Source organism: Acinetobacter sp. YH01004 (assembly GCF_013420455.1).
Lineage (GTDB): Bacteria > Pseudomonadota > Gammaproteobacteria > Pseudomonadales > Moraxellaceae > Acinetobacter > Acinetobacter towneri.
The window spans coordinates 22,490-41,032 of the sequence record NZ_VOXZ01000005.1 but is presented as its reverse complement, the minus strand read 5'-3'; the positions used below and the strand labels follow the sequence as shown (position 1 = coordinate 41,032).

13 protein-coding genes, 2 tRNA genes, 3 pseudogenes and 1 other annotated feature are annotated in these 18,543 nt (G+C 39.9%); of the genes and pseudogenes, 16 read left to right on the top strand and 2 right to left on the bottom strand.

Annotated elements, in window-relative coordinates:
• Positions 1 to 47: 47 nt before the first annotated feature.
• Complete coding sequence (locus FTT71_RS05100) at positions 48 to 1,928, bottom strand: potassium transporter Kup (protein ID WP_179990268.1); 1,881 nt, start codon at positions 1,926 to 1,928, stop codon at positions 48 to 50.
• Positions 1,929 to 2,047: 119 nt separating this feature from the next.
• Between FTT71_RS05100 and FTT71_RS05095 the strand changes: the two genes are divergently transcribed.
• Positions 2,048 to 2,138: transfer RNA gene (locus FTT71_RS05095), tRNA-Ser, on the top strand.
• An 858-nt stretch (positions 2,139 to 2,996) separates the two neighbouring features.
• Here FTT71_RS05095 and FTT71_RS05090 read toward each other — a convergent pair.
• Positions 2,997 to 3,647, bottom strand: a complete 651-nt coding sequence (locus FTT71_RS05090; RefSeq protein ID WP_004974358.1) for a response regulator transcription factor — start codon at positions 3,645 to 3,647, stop codon at positions 2,997 to 2,999.
• 243 nt (positions 3,648 to 3,890) lie between these two features.
• Here FTT71_RS05090 and FTT71_RS05085 point away from each other — a divergent pair.
• The 15 genes and pseudogenes from FTT71_RS05085 to FTT71_RS05015 form a co-directional block, all read left to right on the top strand.
• Positions 3,891 to 4,061, top strand: a pseudogene (locus FTT71_RS05085) (secretion protein HlyD); the annotation flags it as partial.
• Positions 4,062 to 4,407: 346 nt separating this feature from the next.
• Positions 4,408 to 5,529, top strand: a complete 1,122-nt coding sequence (gene ribBA, locus FTT71_RS05080; RefSeq protein WP_096902634.1) for a bifunctional 3,4-dihydroxy-2-butanone-4-phosphate synthase/GTP cyclohydrolase II — start codon at positions 4,408 to 4,410, stop codon at positions 5,527 to 5,529.
• Between the two features lie 11 nt (positions 5,530 to 5,540).
• Positions 5,541 to 6,011, top strand: a complete 471-nt coding sequence (gene ribE / locus FTT71_RS05075; RefSeq protein ID WP_004974350.1) for a 6,7-dimethyl-8-ribityllumazine synthase — start codon at positions 5,541 to 5,543, stop codon at positions 6,009 to 6,011.
• 4 nt (positions 6,012 to 6,015) lie between these two features.
• Positions 6,016 to 6,465, top strand: coding sequence for a transcription antitermination factor NusB (nusB, locus tag FTT71_RS05070; protein ID WP_004974349.1), 450 nt, complete (start codon positions 6,016 to 6,018; stop codon positions 6,463 to 6,465).
• Positions 6,466 to 6,490: 25 nt separating this feature from the next.
• Positions 6,491 to 7,420: a thiamine-phosphate kinase gene (gene thiL / locus FTT71_RS05065; protein ID WP_004974348.1), complete on the top strand. Its 930-nt coding sequence runs from the start codon at positions 6,491 to 6,493 to the stop codon at positions 7,418 to 7,420.
• Entirely contained in the window at positions 7,386 to 7,907 is a 522-nt protein-coding gene (locus FTT71_RS05060; protein ID WP_131260658.1) for a phosphatidylglycerophosphatase A, read from the top strand. The genes thiL and FTT71_RS05060 overlap by 35 nt, the downstream gene beginning before the upstream one ends.
• A gap of 18 nt (positions 7,908 to 7,925) precedes the next feature.
• Positions 7,926 to 9,290: a bifunctional UDP-N-acetylglucosamine diphosphorylase/glucosamine-1-phosphate N-acetyltransferase GlmU gene (gene glmU, locus FTT71_RS05055; protein ID WP_096902632.1), complete on the top strand. Its 1,365-nt coding sequence runs from the start codon at positions 7,926 to 7,928 to the stop codon at positions 9,288 to 9,290.
• A 12-nt stretch (positions 9,291 to 9,302) separates the two neighbouring features.
• Complete coding sequence (gene glmS / locus FTT71_RS05050) at positions 9,303 to 11,144, top strand: glutamine--fructose-6-phosphate transaminase (isomerizing) (protein WP_004974344.1); 1,842 nt, start codon at positions 9,303 to 9,305, stop codon at positions 11,142 to 11,144.
• A gap of 154 nt (positions 11,145 to 11,298) precedes the next feature.
• Positions 11,299 to 11,445, top strand: a pseudogene (locus FTT71_RS05045) (heteromeric transposase endonuclease subunit TnsA); the annotation flags it as partial.
• A 51-nt stretch (positions 11,446 to 11,496) separates the two neighbouring features.
• Positions 11,497 to 12,743, top strand: a pseudogene (locus tag FTT71_RS05040) (IS3 family transposase).
• Positions 11,785 to 11,901: a sequence feature (AL1L pseudoknot), on the top strand. It overlaps the preceding pseudogene by 117 nt.
• A 46-nt stretch (positions 12,744 to 12,789) precedes the next feature.
• On the top strand, positions 12,790 to 13,185 hold the full coding sequence (locus tag FTT71_RS05035) for a Tn7-like element transposition protein TnsE (RefSeq protein WP_373685895.1): 396 nt from the start codon (positions 12,790 to 12,792) through the stop codon (positions 13,183 to 13,185).
• Between the two features lie 128 nt (positions 13,186 to 13,313).
• Positions 13,314 to 15,422: a helicase HerA domain-containing protein gene (locus tag FTT71_RS05030; protein ID WP_180160756.1), complete on the top strand. Its 2,109-nt coding sequence runs from the start codon at positions 13,314 to 13,316 to the stop codon at positions 15,420 to 15,422.
• Between the two features lie 6 nt (positions 15,423 to 15,428).
• Positions 15,429 to 16,793, top strand: a complete 1,365-nt coding sequence (locus FTT71_RS05025; RefSeq protein ID WP_180160755.1) for a DNA double-strand break repair nuclease NurA — start codon at positions 15,429 to 15,431, stop codon at positions 16,791 to 16,793.
• The gene (locus FTT71_RS05020; protein WP_180160754.1) at positions 16,790 to 17,920 is read left to right on the top strand and encodes a DNA methyltransferase; all 1,131 of its coding nucleotides are present in this window, start codon (positions 16,790 to 16,792) and stop codon (positions 17,918 to 17,920) included. The genes FTT71_RS05025 and FTT71_RS05020 overlap by 4 nt, the downstream gene beginning before the upstream one ends.
• 252 nt (positions 17,921 to 18,172) lie before the next feature.
• A tRNA-Gly gene (locus FTT71_RS05015) sits at positions 18,173 to 18,248 on the top strand.
• The last annotated feature ends 295 nt before the right edge of the window (positions 18,249 to 18,543 follow it).

The following is an 18,543-nucleotide window of genomic DNA, read 5'->3' as shown; positions in this document are numbered from 1 at the left end:
ACCAGCACTTTATAATGCTGGTTTTTTTAAAATCTATTGAGCAGTTTTTAAATTTCGATTTGACTACCCAATTCCACCACACGGTTGGTTGGAATTTGATAGAAATCACTCACTGGACTGGTATTGCGCTGCATTGAAATAAACAGTTTTTCACGCCACGGTGACATGCCATCGCCCACCGTATGCACAATTCGATCACGCGAAATAAAGAAGCTCATTTGCATCATATCGAATTCAAACTCAAGCTGTTCATAGGCTTGTTTTAAGGCATTTGGAATATTCGGCTGATCTTTAAAACCGTAATACATGGTAATCCGATAAAAACGATCATCCAGTTTTTCGACTTGAATCCGATCTTGCTGCGCCACAAATGGAATATCACGCGTGATGACCGTTACCATGATATTGCGTTCATGTAAGACCTTGTTGTGCTTAATATTATGCAACATGGCATGTGGCACAATGTTAGGCGTACCTGTCAAGAAAATCGCATCGCCAGGGACAAATTTGGTTTCATTGCCCATACTAATACTGTGAATGAATAGGTCTATCGGCAAGGCATCTTTTTCCAAACGATTGAAAACCAATGCACGACCATCTTTCCACGTCATTAAAATGGTATACATGATGGCGCCAATTAAAATTGGCACCCATCCCCCTGACACAATTTTGAGCGAGGTCGAAGCCACAAAAATTAAATCTAGGGTTAAAAATGGCACTGCAAAAAGGGCAACTTTCCACATCGGCCAACGCCAAAAACCATAGGCCAGCACTGAAATTAAAATCGTGCCACACAGCATGGTCATGGTCACTGCCACGCCATAAGCACTGGCAAGTCTGGCACTATTTTCAAATAATAAAATTAAGATAAGCACCGAAATAAATAAGGCCCAGTTAATGAATGGCAAATAGATTTGACCACGTTCGACATCGGACGTGTGGCGTACCGTCAGGCGAGGCAAATAACGCAATTGAATGGCCTGATTAACCATTGAAAATACCCCTGTGATCACCGCTTGAGAAGCGATCACTGCCGCAGCCGTAGCTAAACCAATCATCGGGTATAAGCCCCATTCAGGCACCAACATATAAAACGGATTTTCAATCGCTGCAGGGTTGCGTAGCAGTAATGCGCCTTGTCCCGCGTAATTCAATAACAAACAAGGTAAGACAATTAAAAACCACGCGAGGCGAATGGGCATCCGCCCAAAATGTCCCATATCGGCATAGAGTGCTTCGCCACCCGTCATGGTCAAAATTACGGCGCCCATGGTGAGAAATGCAACAAAGGGTTGCTCTACTACAAAGTTAAACGCCCAGTGTGGACTGACCATGGCCAATACAAATGGAGTTTGGATGATACTGAGCAGCCCCGCACCGCCAATGGCTAAAAACCACAGCAAAGTCAGTGGTCCAAAAAATTTGCCCATCGTACCTGTACCATGACGCTGCACAATGAACAGTCCTGCCAAAATACCAATTGAGAGCGGTACGAGCCATTGATTAAAAATAGGCGTGGCAATACTTAGCCCTTCGATAGCCGACAATACTGAAATAGCGGGGGTGATAATACCATCGCCAAAGAAAAGTGATGCGCCAATAAAGCCAAGTGCGATCAGAAAGATTTTTTTGTCTTCGGCAATGCGGGTGGTGCGCAGGTTCAATGCCAATAATGACATGATCCCGCCTTCGCCATTGTTATCGGCACGCATAATGATAGTGACGTATTTGAAGCTGATGGTGAGCATCATGCACCAGAAAATCAGGGATAAAATTCCCAATACACTGGCTTGAGTAATTGCAAGATGGGCCGTTAAAAAAGTTTGTCGGAAGGCGTACAGGGGGCTGGTTCCGATATCCCCAAATACGACGCCGAGCGCAGCCAAGGTAATGACGGGTAAGGCTGCTTTTTTTGCAGTACTTTGCATAGGTGTCTTCGATTTAGACGGTATTTTTGAGAATCATAGCACTACGCTGAAAGTTTTTCTCTAAATCAAATGTTTCAACTTGGCTTTGTACTATTTTTTGGTTATTATCCACCGCCTATGGTGAAGTGTCCGAGTGGCTGAAGGAGCACGCCTGGAAAGTGTGTATACGTTAATAGCGTATCGAGGGTTCGAATCCCTCTTTCACCGCCAAACATTATTCTCATGAAGTCTCATGTGATCTTAAAAAGCTTAAATCTAAAGGGTTTAAGCTTTTTTTATGTCTAATGCAATCTACTTTATCTATTGCAAGCTTGATCTTGTTGGGGGTATAACTAGGGGTATAATAAATTACCCCCAAAATTATACCCCCAATTCTGTGGAATCATTGCAATGCTTACAGATGCTCAAGTCAGAAAAATAAAACCATCGGAAAAGAAAGCCAAATAATTACCTATGATCGAAATCTAGCACATATCACGGCTGGCGGGCTTGGTTATCGTGAATTCTAAAAGTTGAACCCATATAGGGGAAAGCCCCCTACTCACTTAGGTATGATTTATTCAAATCACCATTCATCTATTACTATTAAAACATATTCGTCCTTCTATGTATTTCTTATTAGTGGCGGGTTTTCCCGCTGCGGACAACTTCACACTATTGGATTTATGGGTACAGATACAATCAAAGCCTAAGAATCTGAAAGAAGCATATCGCCTGCATTAGACTGATAGCTATTCAGCTCATGTTGATTTTTACCCATTTTATCGACATGACAACCTGAATATGTTTATGTCATCGACATGACAACTCTCTCATGTCGATTTTTGTCAGTTTTATCGACATGAAAGCCTGAATATGTTTATGCCATACAGCTAAAGGAATAAGACAATATTCCTTTTAGGTTTTAAGCACATCAACAACCTGAACGCTAAATGTCACATCCTAAAGCGAATTAGCTTTTTAAAAAGGTCATAATCAGCCAACCACCCACCCAATAAAAAAACCGCTGCTCAATCTTCCAGATCAACACAGCGGTTTTAAACTCATCTTTTACAGATCAGTCACATCTTACATTTTCTTTTCTTCAATATTTAACGCATTGATTGCCAATACCGCCTGAGTACGATTTTGCACACCCAATTTACGGAAAATTGCGGTCACATGCGCTTTAATCGTCGCTTCAGAAACATCTAATTCATAGGCAATTTGCTTATTCAACAAACCTTCTGCCACCATCATCAATACACGGAATTGCTGTGGTGTTAAAGACTGAATACGTTCAGCCAAAGCTGTTTCATCTGCAGCGCGAGGGTCAAAGTTAACATTCGCAGCCAAGTTTGGCGGCAACCAAATCTCACCTTCTAAAACTTGACGAATTGCTTCACCAATATGGCTCGGATGTGCCGATTTTGGGATATAACCCATCGCCCCATGCGCAATTGAACGTTGAATAATCGATGCTTCTTCGTGAGCGGACACCACAATAATTGGGATAGATGGATATTGCGCACGCACATGCACCAATGCAGAAAAGCCCGATGCCCCTGGTAAATTCAAGTCCAATAAAACAAGATCAGGCTCAGGTCCATTTTCCAAACGTTCGTACAATTCATTAACTGCAGCAGTTTCATGAATTTGAGCTTGCGGTAAGCTATAACGAACCGCCTGAATTAAGGCATGGCGAAACAGCGGATGATCATCAACGATTAATATATTCATAACAGACGTGAGAGATCTTGGGCACAGTTGTTATATTCTAACCATACAAAGACAATTAAGGATATGCAAGACATGACTTTTTTGCATTTATTGTGCAATTAATCACAGAAAAGCGTTTATTTTTTATGTTTTCAGCGCTCAGTCAAAAAGGTTGATCATTTTGTGGATTTTTTAATCAGTTTTATTTTACAACCAAAACGCTCAAAACAAGATGTAATATGAAATAGAAAATATCCCAAGATAAGGGTTTATATCCGTACCGATTCAGACAAACTCAGCAACAAAGCAGGACAAGCGTTTGATATTACCCCAGGCATGGTCGCAACAGTCGATATTAAAACGGGTGAAAAAACGGTGTTGGATTATCTGATCAAACCATTCAACAAAGCCAAAGAAGCCTTACGTGAGCGCTAAACAGAAATTCGCTTATACCTGAATTTAATGAATTATCTCATCTCTGATTCTTGCCTTCTCCCAAAACCCAACTGGGCTCAAGTGAAGGCGAGAATGAGGGCGATAATATCCTATGCCCTCTACAGTTTTATTTTTCATAGATTTTGCATTTCATCTTAATTGCCTAAACAATCTACAGCAACGCAGCAAATCCTCCTTTTCACCTCTTTCCAAGCCTGATGACACTGTGTATAACCATAAGTCACGCAATGAAAATGATAAGCATAGGCAAAACAGGTAAAAAACCGTTAGACTATGCATCTCTCTCATTCAATGTCGTTTCAGACAAATAAGAAGGTGAAGGTTGATGCCGCTCAATACTGTCGAAGAGCTTGTAGCAGATATCCGTGCAGGAAAAATGGTCATCCTCATGGATGATGAAGATCGTGAAAATGAAGGTGATTTAGTCATTGCCGCAACCCACGTTCGCCCTGAAGATATCAACTTCATGATCACACACGCGCGTGGTCTTGTTTGCTTAACCTTAAGTCGTGACCGTTGCCAGCAATTAAACCTACCGTTAATGGTTGATGCCAATGGTGCACAACACGGTACGAACTTTACTTTGTCGATTGAAGCTGCTGAAGGCATTACCACGGGTATTTCTGCCGCAGAACGTGCGCATACCATTCAAACCGCTGTCGCTGCACATGCCAAGCCTGCCGATATTGTTCAGCCTGGGCATATTTTCCCACTCATGGCACAGCCAGGTGGTGTATTGCACCGTGCAGGACATACCGAAGCAGGTTGTGATCTTGCCCGTTTGGCAGGTTTAGAGCCTGCATCGGTAATTTGTGAAATCATCAATGAAGACGGCACGATGGCGCGTCGTCCAGATTTAGAAATTTTTGCTGAAAAGCACGGGTTAAAAATTGGTACTATTGCCGATTTAATCCACTATCGCATGACCAATGAACAAACTGTAGAGCGTTTGGATCAGCAAAGCATCGACACCGAATATGGTACTTTTGACTTATATCGTTACCGTGAACTGGGGAACCCAGACATTCACTTGGCATTGGTCAAAGGCGAGCCGAAAGAAGGCGTTACCACAGTACGTGTGCATGGTTTTAATCCAACCCGTGATTTGCTGAAGCTGAAAAAAGCAGATGGTTCGGCAACTTGGAATTTAGACCGTGCTTTAAAAGAAATTGCCAACAGTGAACGTGGTGTTTTGGTCTGGATTGGTCAAGCTCAATTGCAAGACTTGGGCCCTGCCCTAGACAGCCTTAAATCCCCGAAACAAGGCAAAGCCAATGCTGCATTGTCACAGCAATACCAAACCATTGGCGTGGGTGCACAAATTTTACGTGATTTAGGCGTTGAAAAAATGAAGCTACTCAGCTCACCATTACGTTTCAATGCTTTATCAGGCTTTAACTTAGAAGTGGTGGAATATATCACCGCAGATCCAACATCAGAGAAATAATCGAGGTTGCTATGGCAATTCGCCGTATTGAAGGTTTATTACATCTCGCTAGCGAAGGCCGTTATGCGATTTTAGTCGGTCGTTTTAATAGTTTTGTGGTTGAGCATTTGCTTGATGGCGCAATTGACACATTGAAACGTCATGGCGTATCAGAGGATAATATCACCGTTGTTCATGCACCAGGCGCTTGGGAACTTCCTGTTGTGGCTAAAAAATTAGCTGCATCGAATGGTTATGATGCCATTATTGCACTCGGCGCAGTGATTCGCGGTAGCACTCCACACTTTGACTTTGTTGCAGGCGAATGTGCCAAAGGCTTAGGTGTGGTTGGTTTAGATACTGGCTTACCTGTGATTAACGGTGTATTGACTACGGATAGTATTGAACAAGCAATTGAACGCTCTGGAACAAAAGCAGGTAATAAAGGAAGTGAAGCTGCCTTAACTGCAATTGAAATGGTTAACTTGTTAAAGGCTATTTAACGCTATGTCGCAAACACTTCAAGCAACTTATGCAGCAAAACGTAAAGCACGTCGTTTTGCTGTGCAAGGTATTTATGAATGGCAGATGAGCCACAATCCAGTACATGAAATTGAAGCACGTACCCGTGTGGAAAATGCCATGCACAAAGTGGATCTCGGCTATTATCATGAATTGTTGACTCAAGTGGTTGCCAATCATGAAGCATTGGATGCATTACTGGTGCCTGTTCTTGATCGTGACATTCAAGCACTCGATGGTGTTGAACTCGCCACCTTACGTTTAGGTGCTTATGAGTTAGAACAACATCTGGAAATTCCATACCGTGTGGTATTGGATGAAGCGATTGAATTGGCAAAACACTTTGGTGGTGCAGACAGCCACAAATACATCAATGGTGTATTAGACCGTCTTGCCAACAGCTTACGTGCAGCAGAAAAGCAACAAAGCAACTAATTCAAAGTATTGAGTCGATTGTTGTATGGCTGAGTTTTCCATTATTGAGACCTATTTCAACAGACCGCGTCCCGATGCAGTCGATTTAGGTGTCGGTGATGACTCAGCTCTGCTCACCCCTCCGCCGCAACAACAATTGGTCATTTGTGCCGACACTTTAGTCGCTGGACGACATTTCCCCCTCGATACCAACCCACATGCGATTGGTTGGAAATCGGTTGCGGTCAATTTATCTGACATTGCCGCCATGGGTGCCACCCCACACAGTATATTATTGGCATTGAGCCTACCCCAAATTGATCACGACTGGCTCAAAGGGTTTAGTCAGGGTTTACATGATTGTTGCGATCAATTTGGGGTAAGTTTAATTGGTGGAGATACCACACAAAGCCCGCATCTCACCATTTCCGTTACCGCCTTAGGCTGGATTGAACAAGGACATGCCATTCCACGTTCAGGCGCGCAAGTCGGTGATTATATTTGCGTCAGCGGACAAGTCGGTGATGCCGCTTTTGGTTTAGATCATCTCGATCATCCTTTAAAACAACGTCTCGACTACCCAACACCACGTTGTCAACTTGGACAACAACTCAAAGGTCTGGCTTCAAGCATGATTGATGTTTCAGATGGCTTGGCACAAGATTTAGGGCATATTCTCAAAGCCTCTCAGGTCGGTGCTTGTATTGAACTCAGCCAACTGCCTATAGATGCTGCATTAACCGAATTACCACAACAAAAGCAGTGGCAATATGCCTTGGCAGGTGGCGATGACTATGAGTTATGCTTTACAATAAGCCCACAAAATTATCAGCAGCTTTTGCAAAAACCGCTGAATACCCCTATTCATATTATTGGCAAAATTAACAATCAAAACCGCTTAAGCTTTGAACAGAATGGCGTAGATCGTTCACTTCATTTTCATGGATACCAACACTTTGCAAAAACCCGCGATTAATTTCAAAGCCATGTCTTGGACTGACCGACTGATTGTATGCTGTGGTGTTGGCTTCGGTTCAGGTCTACTACCCAAAGCTCCCGGTACCTTTGGTTCGGCCTTTGCCCTACTGTTCATTCCCATTTGGTTCGCGCTTGGTTTCATTCCAAGCCTTTTTGCCATTGCCATCATGTCCCTCGTTGGCATATATATCTGTGGACGTACTGCACAGGTTATGGGCGTACATGATGATGGTCGTATTGTTTGGGATGAATTTGCAGGACAATCGATTACCTTTTTACCACTGATTTTTATCAATCAAATCAGCTGGGTCTGGGTAATTGTGGGTTTTGCCCTATTCCGACTATTTGATGTGTGGAAACCTTGGCCAATACGTGTCATTGATCGTCAGGTCGAAGGTGGTTTTGGCATCATGCTGGACGATATTATTGCGGGTCTTTGGGCCGCATTATGTATTTATATTTATTTATCTTTTACTTTGGTTTAGCCATCACTAGGATTCAACATGTCTACCACCGTGATTATTCTTGCAGCAGGTAAAGGCACGCGCATGCGTTCAAATTTACCAAAAGTATTACAACCTCTTGCAGGACGCCCACTCTTGGGTCACGTGATTAATACCGCAAAAAAATTACAAGCAGATCATATAATTACCATTTACGGTCATGGCGGTGCTTTGGTGCAAAATGCGTTTGCGCATGAACAGGTACAGTGGGTCGAACAAGCTGAACAGTTGGGCACAGGTCACGCAGTCAAAGTGACTTTGCCTGTTTTACCACGTGAAGGTGTATCACTGATTTTATCGGGAGATGTACCTTGTATTACAGAGCAAACTTTACAAAAGCTACTCGATGTTTCACGTGAAACCCAAATTGGCTTGGTGACACTTACCCTTGCTGATGCCACGGGTTATGGTCGTATTGTACGTGAAAACGGTAAAATTCAAGCGATTGTTGAACATAAAGATGCGTCTGAAGCCCAGCGTCAAATTCAGGAAATTAACACGGGTATTTACTGCGTCAGCAATGCCAAATTACATGAATGGCTGCCAAAACTGAGCAATAACAATGCGCAGGGTGAATATTACCTGACCGATATTGTGGCGATGGCAATTGCCGATGGCTTAGAAGTTGCATCGGTAGAACCTCAACTGGCTTTTGAAGTAGAAGGCGTGAATGACCGTGTGCAATTGGCTGCATTAGAACGCGAGTTCCAGAACTTCCAAGCCAAGCAACTCATGCAACAAGGTGTGCATTTAATTGACCCAACCCGTTTTGATTTACGTGGTAATCTCACTGCAGGTAAAGACGTTCGCATTGATATTAACGTAATTATTGAAGGCGATTGCGAACTGGGTGATGGCGTAGAAATTGGTGCAGGTTGTATCCTCAAAAACACCAAAATTGCTGCGGGCACTAAAGTTCAGCCGTATAGCGTATTTGACCAAGCGGTTGTAGGTGAAGCTGCGCAAATTGGTCCATTCTCACGTTTACGTCCGGGCGCGGTATTGGCCAATGAAGTGCATATTGGCAACTTTGTTGAAGTGAAAAACAGTCAAATTGGTTTAGGCTCCAAAGCCAACCACTTTACCTACTTAGGTGATGCCGAAGTGGGTGCAGGCAGCAATATTGGTGCAGGTACGATTACTTGCAATTATGATGGTGCCAATAAATTTAAAACCATTATTGGTGACCAAGTCTTTATTGGTTCAAATAGTTCATTGGTTGCACCTGTCACCATTGCCAATGGTGCAACGGTAGGCGCAGGCTCGACCATTACCCGTGATGTTGCAGAACAGTGTTTAGCTGTGGAACGTTCTAAACAGTTCACTAAAGAAAATTATCAACGTCCACAGAAATTGAAAAAATAAGAGGAAGTTCCTATGTGCGGTATTGTCGGTGGCGTTGCAGAACGTAGTATTACCAATATCCTCATTGAAGGTTTAAAGCGTTTAGAATATCGCGGTTATGATTCCGCAGGTTTGGCATTGATTAGTCAAGGTCAGGTCTTGCGTGAGCGTCGTGTCGGTAAAGTAGCAAATCTTGAGCAAGCAGTACTAGATTCTCAAGTCACAGGTTCACTCGGTATTGCCCATACACGTTGGGCAACACATGGCAAACCGACAGAAAACAATGCACATCCGCATATTTCTGGCAATGTTGCTGTCGTACACAACGGTATTATCGAAAATTATCAAGAACTGAAAGATGAGCTAGAAGCTTTAGGCTATATGTTCAGCTCTCAAACGGATACTGAAGTGGTTGCGCACTTGGTCAACCATGCTCTTAAAACTGCACCGAATTTATTGGTTGCGGTACAGCAAGTCGTGCCTCAACTGAAAGGTGCTTATGCTCTGGGAATTATCCATACCGATTATCCAGATGAATTGATCACGGTACGTGAAGGTTCTCCTTTGGTGATTGGTGTCGGTATTGGCGAAAACTTTATCAGTTCAGACCAATTGGCGTTATTGCCGATCACCAACCGTTTTATGTATTTGGAAGAAGGTGATATCGCCCGCTTAACCCGCGACAGCATTGAAGTTTTTGTAAACGGTCAAACGGTTGAACGCCCTGTAAAAGAGTTGGATGCAACTGTAAGCAATGCATCGAAAGGTGAATATAAACACTACATGCTCAAAGAAATTTATGAGCAGCCTGAAGCAATTCAACAAACCATTTCACAAGCATTAAATGGCAACGCTTTACGTGAAGATTTCCTGAAAGATGCTGAACTTGATTTTGCCAACATCCAACAGGTACAGATTATTGCCTGCGGTACCAGCTACCATGCAGGGATGATTGCAAAATATTGGTTTGAACAGCTGATTAACTTGCCATGTCATGTGGAAATTGCCAGCGAATACCGTTATCGTACCCCAGTCATTGTGAATAACACGTTGTATGTGTGCATTTCACAATCTGGCGAAACTGCAGATACTTTAGCTGCGTTACGTGATACACAAAAACGTGCTGCTGCAAAAGGTTTAGATATCACAACCATGACCATTTGTAACGTGGCAACGTCGTCAATGGTACGTGAAACCAACCATAGTTTGTTAACGCTTGCGGGTCCTGAAATTGGTGTGGCATCGACCAAAGCCTTTACGACACAGTTGGCAGCATTAATGCTGTTGGTGCTCAAAATTGGTCAGGTGAAAAATGCAATTGCAGCGACAGAAACAGCGGAAATTATTGCAGACTTGTGGCACACACCAAAAGTAATTTTAGATACTTTGCAAAATGATACGGCAATTTTACGTTTGTCTGAATTGTTTGTAGAGAAAAATCACTGCTTGTTCTTGGGTCGTGGCACACAATTCCCAATTGCCTTGGAAGGTGCTTTGAAACTGAAAGAAATTTCATATATTCACGCAGAAGGTTATGCTGCGGGTGAATTAAAGCACGGCCCATTGGCATTGGTAGACAATGACATGCCTGTGGTGATTTTAGCACCGCAAGATGACATGCTGGATAAACTGAAATCCAATATGGAAGAAGTACAGGCACGTGGTGGTGAGCTGTTTGTATTTGCAGATGAACACAGCGGCATTCCTGCAGATAAAGAGCGTCAGCATGTGGTTTATGTACCGCAAGTCAGCGCGTTGCTTGCGCCAATTGTGTATAGCATTCCTGTGCAGTTGTTGTCTTATCATGTGGCAGTTTTGCGCGGTACTGATGTCGATCAACCTAGAAACTTGGCAAAAAGCGTAACAGTGGAATAATTTTTTTAACATTATTCAATGATTTTGTATGAGAGTAATAAAGTATCATCCTAAGTAATATAGTTTCATCTTAGGTAATAAAGTATCATCTCATATTGCTCAAATAACAATCGCCTGCTATTCTTAAATTAATGAGAGTAGCAGGCGATTTGCTATGGCGACTGAAAAACAACAAGACAATTGGATAAAAGAAGGTCGTGGTCAAGGCTACCTAAAGAACTATAAACCTTGGGTAACTGTCCGTGATTTTGGCTCAAAAGGTCGTTCACATCGTGTATATGGACATACAACCAAACGTACACTGAACCGTACCGGGTTTGTCGGAGACCAACTTTCTTGAGAGAATGTTCCAATGACAAAACCAAAATATACCCCTGAAATCAGAGAAAGAGCGGTTCAATTATTGATTGAATCTGAAAAAGATTATCCTTCTACTTGGGCTGCAATCACAGCTATTGCACCTGAGCAGCATGCTGCGCAAGGGTTGTACTCCTGAAACATTGCGTGTTTGGTATTTAAAGCATATGGATCAACTAAATCCTGCCAAAGTACAACAGATATCTGACCAAGAAAAAATGAAGCAAATGGAACGTGAAATTAAAGAATTAAAACGTGCCAATGAAATTCTACGTAAAGCAGCCGCTTTTTTCGCCCAGGCGGAGCTCGACCGCCCACACAAATAATGGTGGATTTTATCCAGAACAATAAAGATCGATATGGTGTTGAAGCGATTTGTAGAATTTTACCGATTGCAGCTTCGACCTATTATCGGGCTTTAGATCTCGTTGATAACCCAGAACATCGAGCGAAACGTGCTCTGCATGATTTACATCATGCAGAGCAAATCAAACGTATTTGGAAAGAAAGTTTAGGTCGATATGGTGTGCGTAAGGTCTGGCAACAATTGAAACGTGAAGGTTATGTTATCGCACGTTGTACAGTTGCTCGATTGATGCAGAAGCTAGGTATACAAGGTGTTTGGCGTGGTAAGAATAAACAAACCACCCGTAGCCGAGATGATCAAAAACGAGCAGATGACTTAGTAAAACGCAATTTTAATGCAGATCATCCTGACCCTTGCGAAGCAGTGCTTCTCAGGTCGCTGACTTCACGTATATTCAAACTCATTCAGGCTGGGTCTATACCGCCTTTATTATTGATGTGTTCTCGCGAGCAATTGTTGGATGGAAAGTATCAACACGTATGAATACAGATATGGTGCTCGATGCACTGGAGCAAGCATTGCATGATCGAGGCATGCCAAAGAACGTGATTCATCATAGTGACAGAGGCGTGCAATATCTTTCCATTCGTTATACCAATCGTTTAGAAGCAGCAAATTTACGAGCATCAGTCGGTACGACCGGTGATTCATACGATAATGCTTTGGCTGAAACGGTGAATGGCTTATACAAAACAGAGGTGATTGAATATTTAAAAGCGGATTGGCAAGGTTTAGCGGATGTACAACTTGCGACACTAAACTGGGTAGATTGGTTCAATAAAGAGCGTGTACACAGTGCACTGGGTTATGTATCACCTTTTGAGTTTGAAGCAATGTACTATGATAAGATTAACCCGTTAGGTCAGGTGGCCTAACTTAAATAAAAAAGTCTCCGACAAACCCGGTACGGTTCAACATCGTATTCAGCCTATCATTAATATACATAAACTGCCTGAGGTCAATCGTTCTAAGTTACATAGAACTCATGATGGTAATCCTAGGTGTATCATTGAAGTTCAGCTTAATTTTCAGGGTAAAAGATTTGTCATTCTGGAAATAGATACCAGCGATAATCTAAAACCTCTTTCTACGCTTATTGTCAAAATCTCAAATACAGACTCATGGAACTCATATTTTCCAACTTTTCAAAAACAAGTCGTTAAACGTTCTCTACGTTGGCCAACTGCTAAATTTTTACAAGACATTGGGATAAGGAAAACTTTTAATCATCCACGAAATTTAACTGAAATGGCTGAGTCTGATGAAGAGTTTAAAAATTGGGGGAGACGGTTTGGGGATATTTTGATAAATTTATAATTATTTTTAAGCAACTGAAAAAAATATCTTTTATCAATGTGTCACAAATAGATCAAAAATGGGTTTTATTACTATCTAACATCTAGATATAATTCTTTGATAAAAGAATATGGGAATGATTTAAATTTATGAATATAGAGCAAGGGCTTATATCCCGACTAAAAAATGATAAAAAAACTGAGACTCAACAATGGTTTCAAAGACTTATTCAACCTAGCGAATATGTTGGGGATTTGTACTCTATCAACTATGAGACTGCACGAGTAATTATTCATGATTTTGATCGTGCTAAAGTTGGAGGTATTCCAAGCCTAAGTTTTTTAATTGCATCTCGAGTAGACCCCAATAGTTCAAATATTGACTTCAAAACAGAAGACGCATCATTCATCTTATTAAGAGTCATGGATGCTGCTGCTCTACCACAGGATAAAGAAGCAGAAAGAATAAGAGTTGAAACAGCTCAACGCATCAATGGTGAAACTGAAAAACACTGGGATCATGCTAGTGCAATGGATGCAAGAACGAAGAATTTACTTGGATTCGCAGGGGTTCAATGTCGCATCATTGGAACATTTTTTCTTGAAGAAAGCGGACAACAGGAAAATACTCCCCTTAACCTAAAATTCGGAAGTGATATTTCTAATTATTATCCAAATCGTGGTTTAAAAGTCTATAAACCTAATGGAGAAGCTCTAAAACATATTGTCAATTACATTGATCCCTCAAATATTCTAGAATTAGAAAACCGTTATGGGGCTGTAGCGAAAGAAGCAAAAGTACAAATTGGACACGTCCGATATGCTTCTACTAATAGGAAGTATCAAAATATAGATGATATTCCTGTATGTATTCATCCAATGGACTTGCTTAATCAAAAAACAGCTCTTTTCGGTATGACAAGAACAGGTAAATCGAATACAACAAAAATCATTGCTAAGTCTGTTTTTGAATTAAGAAAATTGCCAGACAAAAAGGGGCAGGATATCAGAATTGGACAAATTATTTTTGATCCTAATGGTGAATATGCAAACGAAAATATTCAAGACAATAATTCAGCCTTAAAGAATGTTTGGAAACTTATCCCTAATGCTATAAAGGTAAATGAAGTTATAACTTATGGTATTACAAGACATCCGAATGATCCTGATCGAACTTTAATGCTTTTAAATTTCTTTGAAAGAGAAAATATTCAAATCGGTAAAGAAATTATTGATAATATTCTTTCTGAAGATAGCACAACCTACATAAAAAACTTCTGCCAAGTAAACTTTGAAGCACCAGACCCTAATGATGCAAGTGCCGTAACAAGACATAAACGTAGAATTTTGGCATATAAAGCTGTTTTACAAAGAGCTGGGTTTGCTGTTCCTAGCAATCAACAACCAAATACCTCAAAGCTTTTTAATAAAGATTTAATAGAAGCTTTAAGAGATAGTACAGGTGATAATGCAGCTGAATATCAATCAGCGGCAAGGGTTTTTGAAACTGTAAGTCCATCTTGGGGCCAACTTGCAAATGCTTTTGAGGCACTAGATAAATTCATACGTGATAAAAATAGCGGCTATCAAGCTTTTGAAACGGATTATGTAAATCGTCCTAGAGGTTCCGGAGATCGTTGGGCAGATGAAGATTTAAAAAAAATTATAGGTCTTTTTCAATATCCTAATGGCACTAGGAAGATAGGTAAAGCAACAGAACAACATAGTGCGGACACGTCTAGTGATTACGCAGAGGACATTTACAAGCACTTAACACAAGGAAAATTGGTTATTATTGACCAATCAAGTGGTGAACCTGAACTAAACAAATCCTCAGCTAAAAGAATTATGACAAAGATTTTTAAAGAAAATCAACGACAATTCATTCATGGAAATACAGATATTCCCGAAATTTTAGTCTATTTAGAAGAAGCTCACAACATTTTACCTGCAGGTAATGATCTAGATTTAACAGATGTTTGGGTGCGAACAGCCAAAGAAGGATCCAAATATCGGATTGGAATGGTATATGCAACTCAAGAAGTTAGTAGTATTCAAAAAAATATCTTAAAGAATACTGCTAACTGGTTTATTAGCCATTTGAATAATACTGATGAGACTAAAGAACTTTGTAAATATTATGATTTTATAGATTTTGAACCCTCTATTAGAAGAGCTCAAGATAAAGGTTTTCTGAGAGTGAAAACTTTGAGTAATCTTTTTGTGATACCTGTTCAAGTAGATAAATTTGAGGTTTAAAGGGAAATGGGATTTGAAGGCGAGTTTGCAAGTTATGACCCTTTACGTAGATTACTTGATAGTGAAAAAGTCAAATCACTTCAAGAACGTCTACAAATAAGGCAACAAGATGAAGTAGAAAAATATGAGAATTCAATTATTAAAAGATCAGAACTCGCAGAAAGTGCTTTACAGCCCGATCTTGTTTTAGCTATAGATGGAAGCTATCAGGCACATAAAGTTCAAAATGGCTTCCCTGGTGCAGAATTTGGTTATGTAACTATTGCGTCAGTATTAATTGACTTAGCGCAGGTAAATGAACTTGAAAAGCAAGACTTTATTGAACCCAAAAAATTCCGAGAAACAGAAAAAGCATCCACTATTGAAAGTGTATTCCCTGGGTGTAATGTTATTTTAGACTCTGAGAAAGATGCTAAAGCATCTTTTCGTAGAGCTTTATTTGAAGAGTTACGGAGTAATATTGTTTTTACCGAAGGGGAGACTTTACTTGATACATATGAACATTTATTTCGAATTAAACGAGAACATTTTAAGGAAAGTAATTTACCCAAAAGCCCAATTGAAAGTATTGATGAAGAAATGACCTATGGTTATGGTGAATATACTTGCCCCCATACTGGCGAGGCTCTCTTCTCAACTGATGCACTACGTTTACATGAACTCATGAATCCTGGGGGTAGCAATGGTGAAATGTTTGGTCAAACTATGGCTACACTAGAAAAGTTGTGGCTTATTCATATTTTAAGAGCATTTGAAAAAAAGAATTGGTTAGCTACATTACGTAGAGTTGCTTTTATTATGGATGGTCCGTTAGCAGTTTTTAGTACCTCTTCTTGGTTAACTAAAGTTATTGACCATGAATTAATCAGAATAAACGAGTTACAAAAGAAAATTAATGGTCAAGATCTTTTTATTATTGGTATTGAAAAATCAGGAAATTTCTTTAATCACTTCTTAGAGCTTGATACGACAAGAGATGGTAATGTAGATAAGTTCCCGAACCAATCTGCTTTATTATTAAATGATGCGTATATAAAAGATAATATTATTTTCTCTAAAAGTACAAAACCATATGGACAAGATACTTACTTTGGCAGAAAATTATTTTACAAAACAGTTGCTGGACACAAAATTGTTCCTGTAGTGGCGTGTTATAACGACCAACATAAGAACTTAGACACTGCAAATCCTTCCCAATTTTCAAGACTTGCTGATATAATGAATTTGCTTGATCAGTTAGTTTCAAGTAGATATCCAAACTCCATCTCCCCTTTAGTTTCAGCTCATGCAGAAGCAGCGATACCTTTAAATTTAGGCAAACGAATTTTTGAAGATATTGCACGAGAAATCAGAGAAAAATCAGTTGTATGAAAGCAAAGGAAAAAATTCTAAAAGGGTTTAGCACCGCTGAAGCCCGTTGGGCAAGATTTGGTCCTTACTATGCAATGTTTCCACTAGAATTTGCATTCAGTGTTGTAGAAGAATATTCTAAAGAGGGTGATTATATCATTGATCCTTTTGCAGGTAGATGTAGCAGTATTTATGCGGGTGGAGTCCTTGGTCGTAATAGTTTAGGTATTGAAATTAATCCCGTTGGATGGCTTTATGGCAAAGTAAAACTGCAACCAGCAAATAAAGATGATGTTACTGACCGCCTATTAGATATATATAATAAAAAGGATGACTATAATATCACTATAGAACAAATGCCTGAATTCTATCGAATTTGTTATTGTGATGAAGTTTTAAAATTCTTATTAGCAGCACGAACTCACTTAGATTGGAAAAATAATCAGATAGACTCTACACTAATGTCTATCCTTCTTATTCATTTGCATGGAAAATTAGGCGAAGGTCTATCCAATCAAATGAGAATGACCAAATCAATGGGGATGAATTATTCAGTCGATTGGTGGAAAAAAAAGAATTTGATTATTCCTCCAGAAATAAATCCTTATGAATTTATTCTTAAAAAAATTAACTGGCGCTACCAAAAAGGTAAGCCTAAAGTTACTGAAAGTAAAGTGATTCTAGGCGATAGTTCTGACGAATTAAAAAATATTGCTGAACAATATGTTAATGAGGATATGAAGTTCTCGCTATTAATTACTTCCCCACCTTATTGCTCAATAACAGATTATCACGCAGATCAATGGTTAAGGCTTTGGTTATTAGGTGGGCCTGAAAATCCTCAGTCACTTAAGGATAAACATAAAGGTCGATTTGTCAATAAACAAGAATATTATGCCCTACTTGATAATGTTTTTGGCTTATGTGCTCCAATTATGAAAGATAAGAGCACTATTTACGTTAGAACAGATAAACGAGAATTTACCTTTAATTCAACTCTTGAAATATTAAAAAAGCACTTCCCTAAACATAATGTACAAGTAATTGAAAAACCTTTGAAAAAAGACACTAAGACCCAGACTAAACTATATGGTGATAAATCAATGAAGCCAGGTGAAGTTGATATTATTTTACAAAGTATAGGATGATACTTTATTACTAAGTTTACTGAAATTTGAAGATCAGAATAGCTTATAAGATGATACTTTATTTTTCGCATAGCTGCAGCGCATTGTAAGTGATATTAATATTTTTGCAGACAATGAAAACTTTTATAAAACAAACAACCTAAGTCATTTAACCGCACTATTTTCCAAAAATGTTGTTTATTTATTCAGTCAGTACAATGACATGCAAAAAATGATTGACCCTATTTTTGCATCATGTATTATACACCGCATGCGGGAATAGCTCAGTTGGTAGAGCACAACCTTGCCAAGGTTGGGGTCGCGAGTTCGAGTCTCGTTTCCCGCTCCAGAATTTTAAAAGCCTCAGTCGAATGACTGGGGCTTTTTTGTTGTTGATTTTATTATATTTTTTAATATCATCTTTTTTCATATATCCGGTTCAACACTGAAATTCTTACCATAGCTTTTTTCTTTTGTGACCAAGATGTGACCATGGCGTGCCCACGACAATAGAAATGGTCTTAATTGACCTTAAATATCCTCAATCGATCACCACTTTCAGAGCTTTTATAAAAATCCCCCTGTTCTCTTCCAAACAAAGTATTTTTTTCCAAATGATCAAATATCTGTGACCATTTCACTTT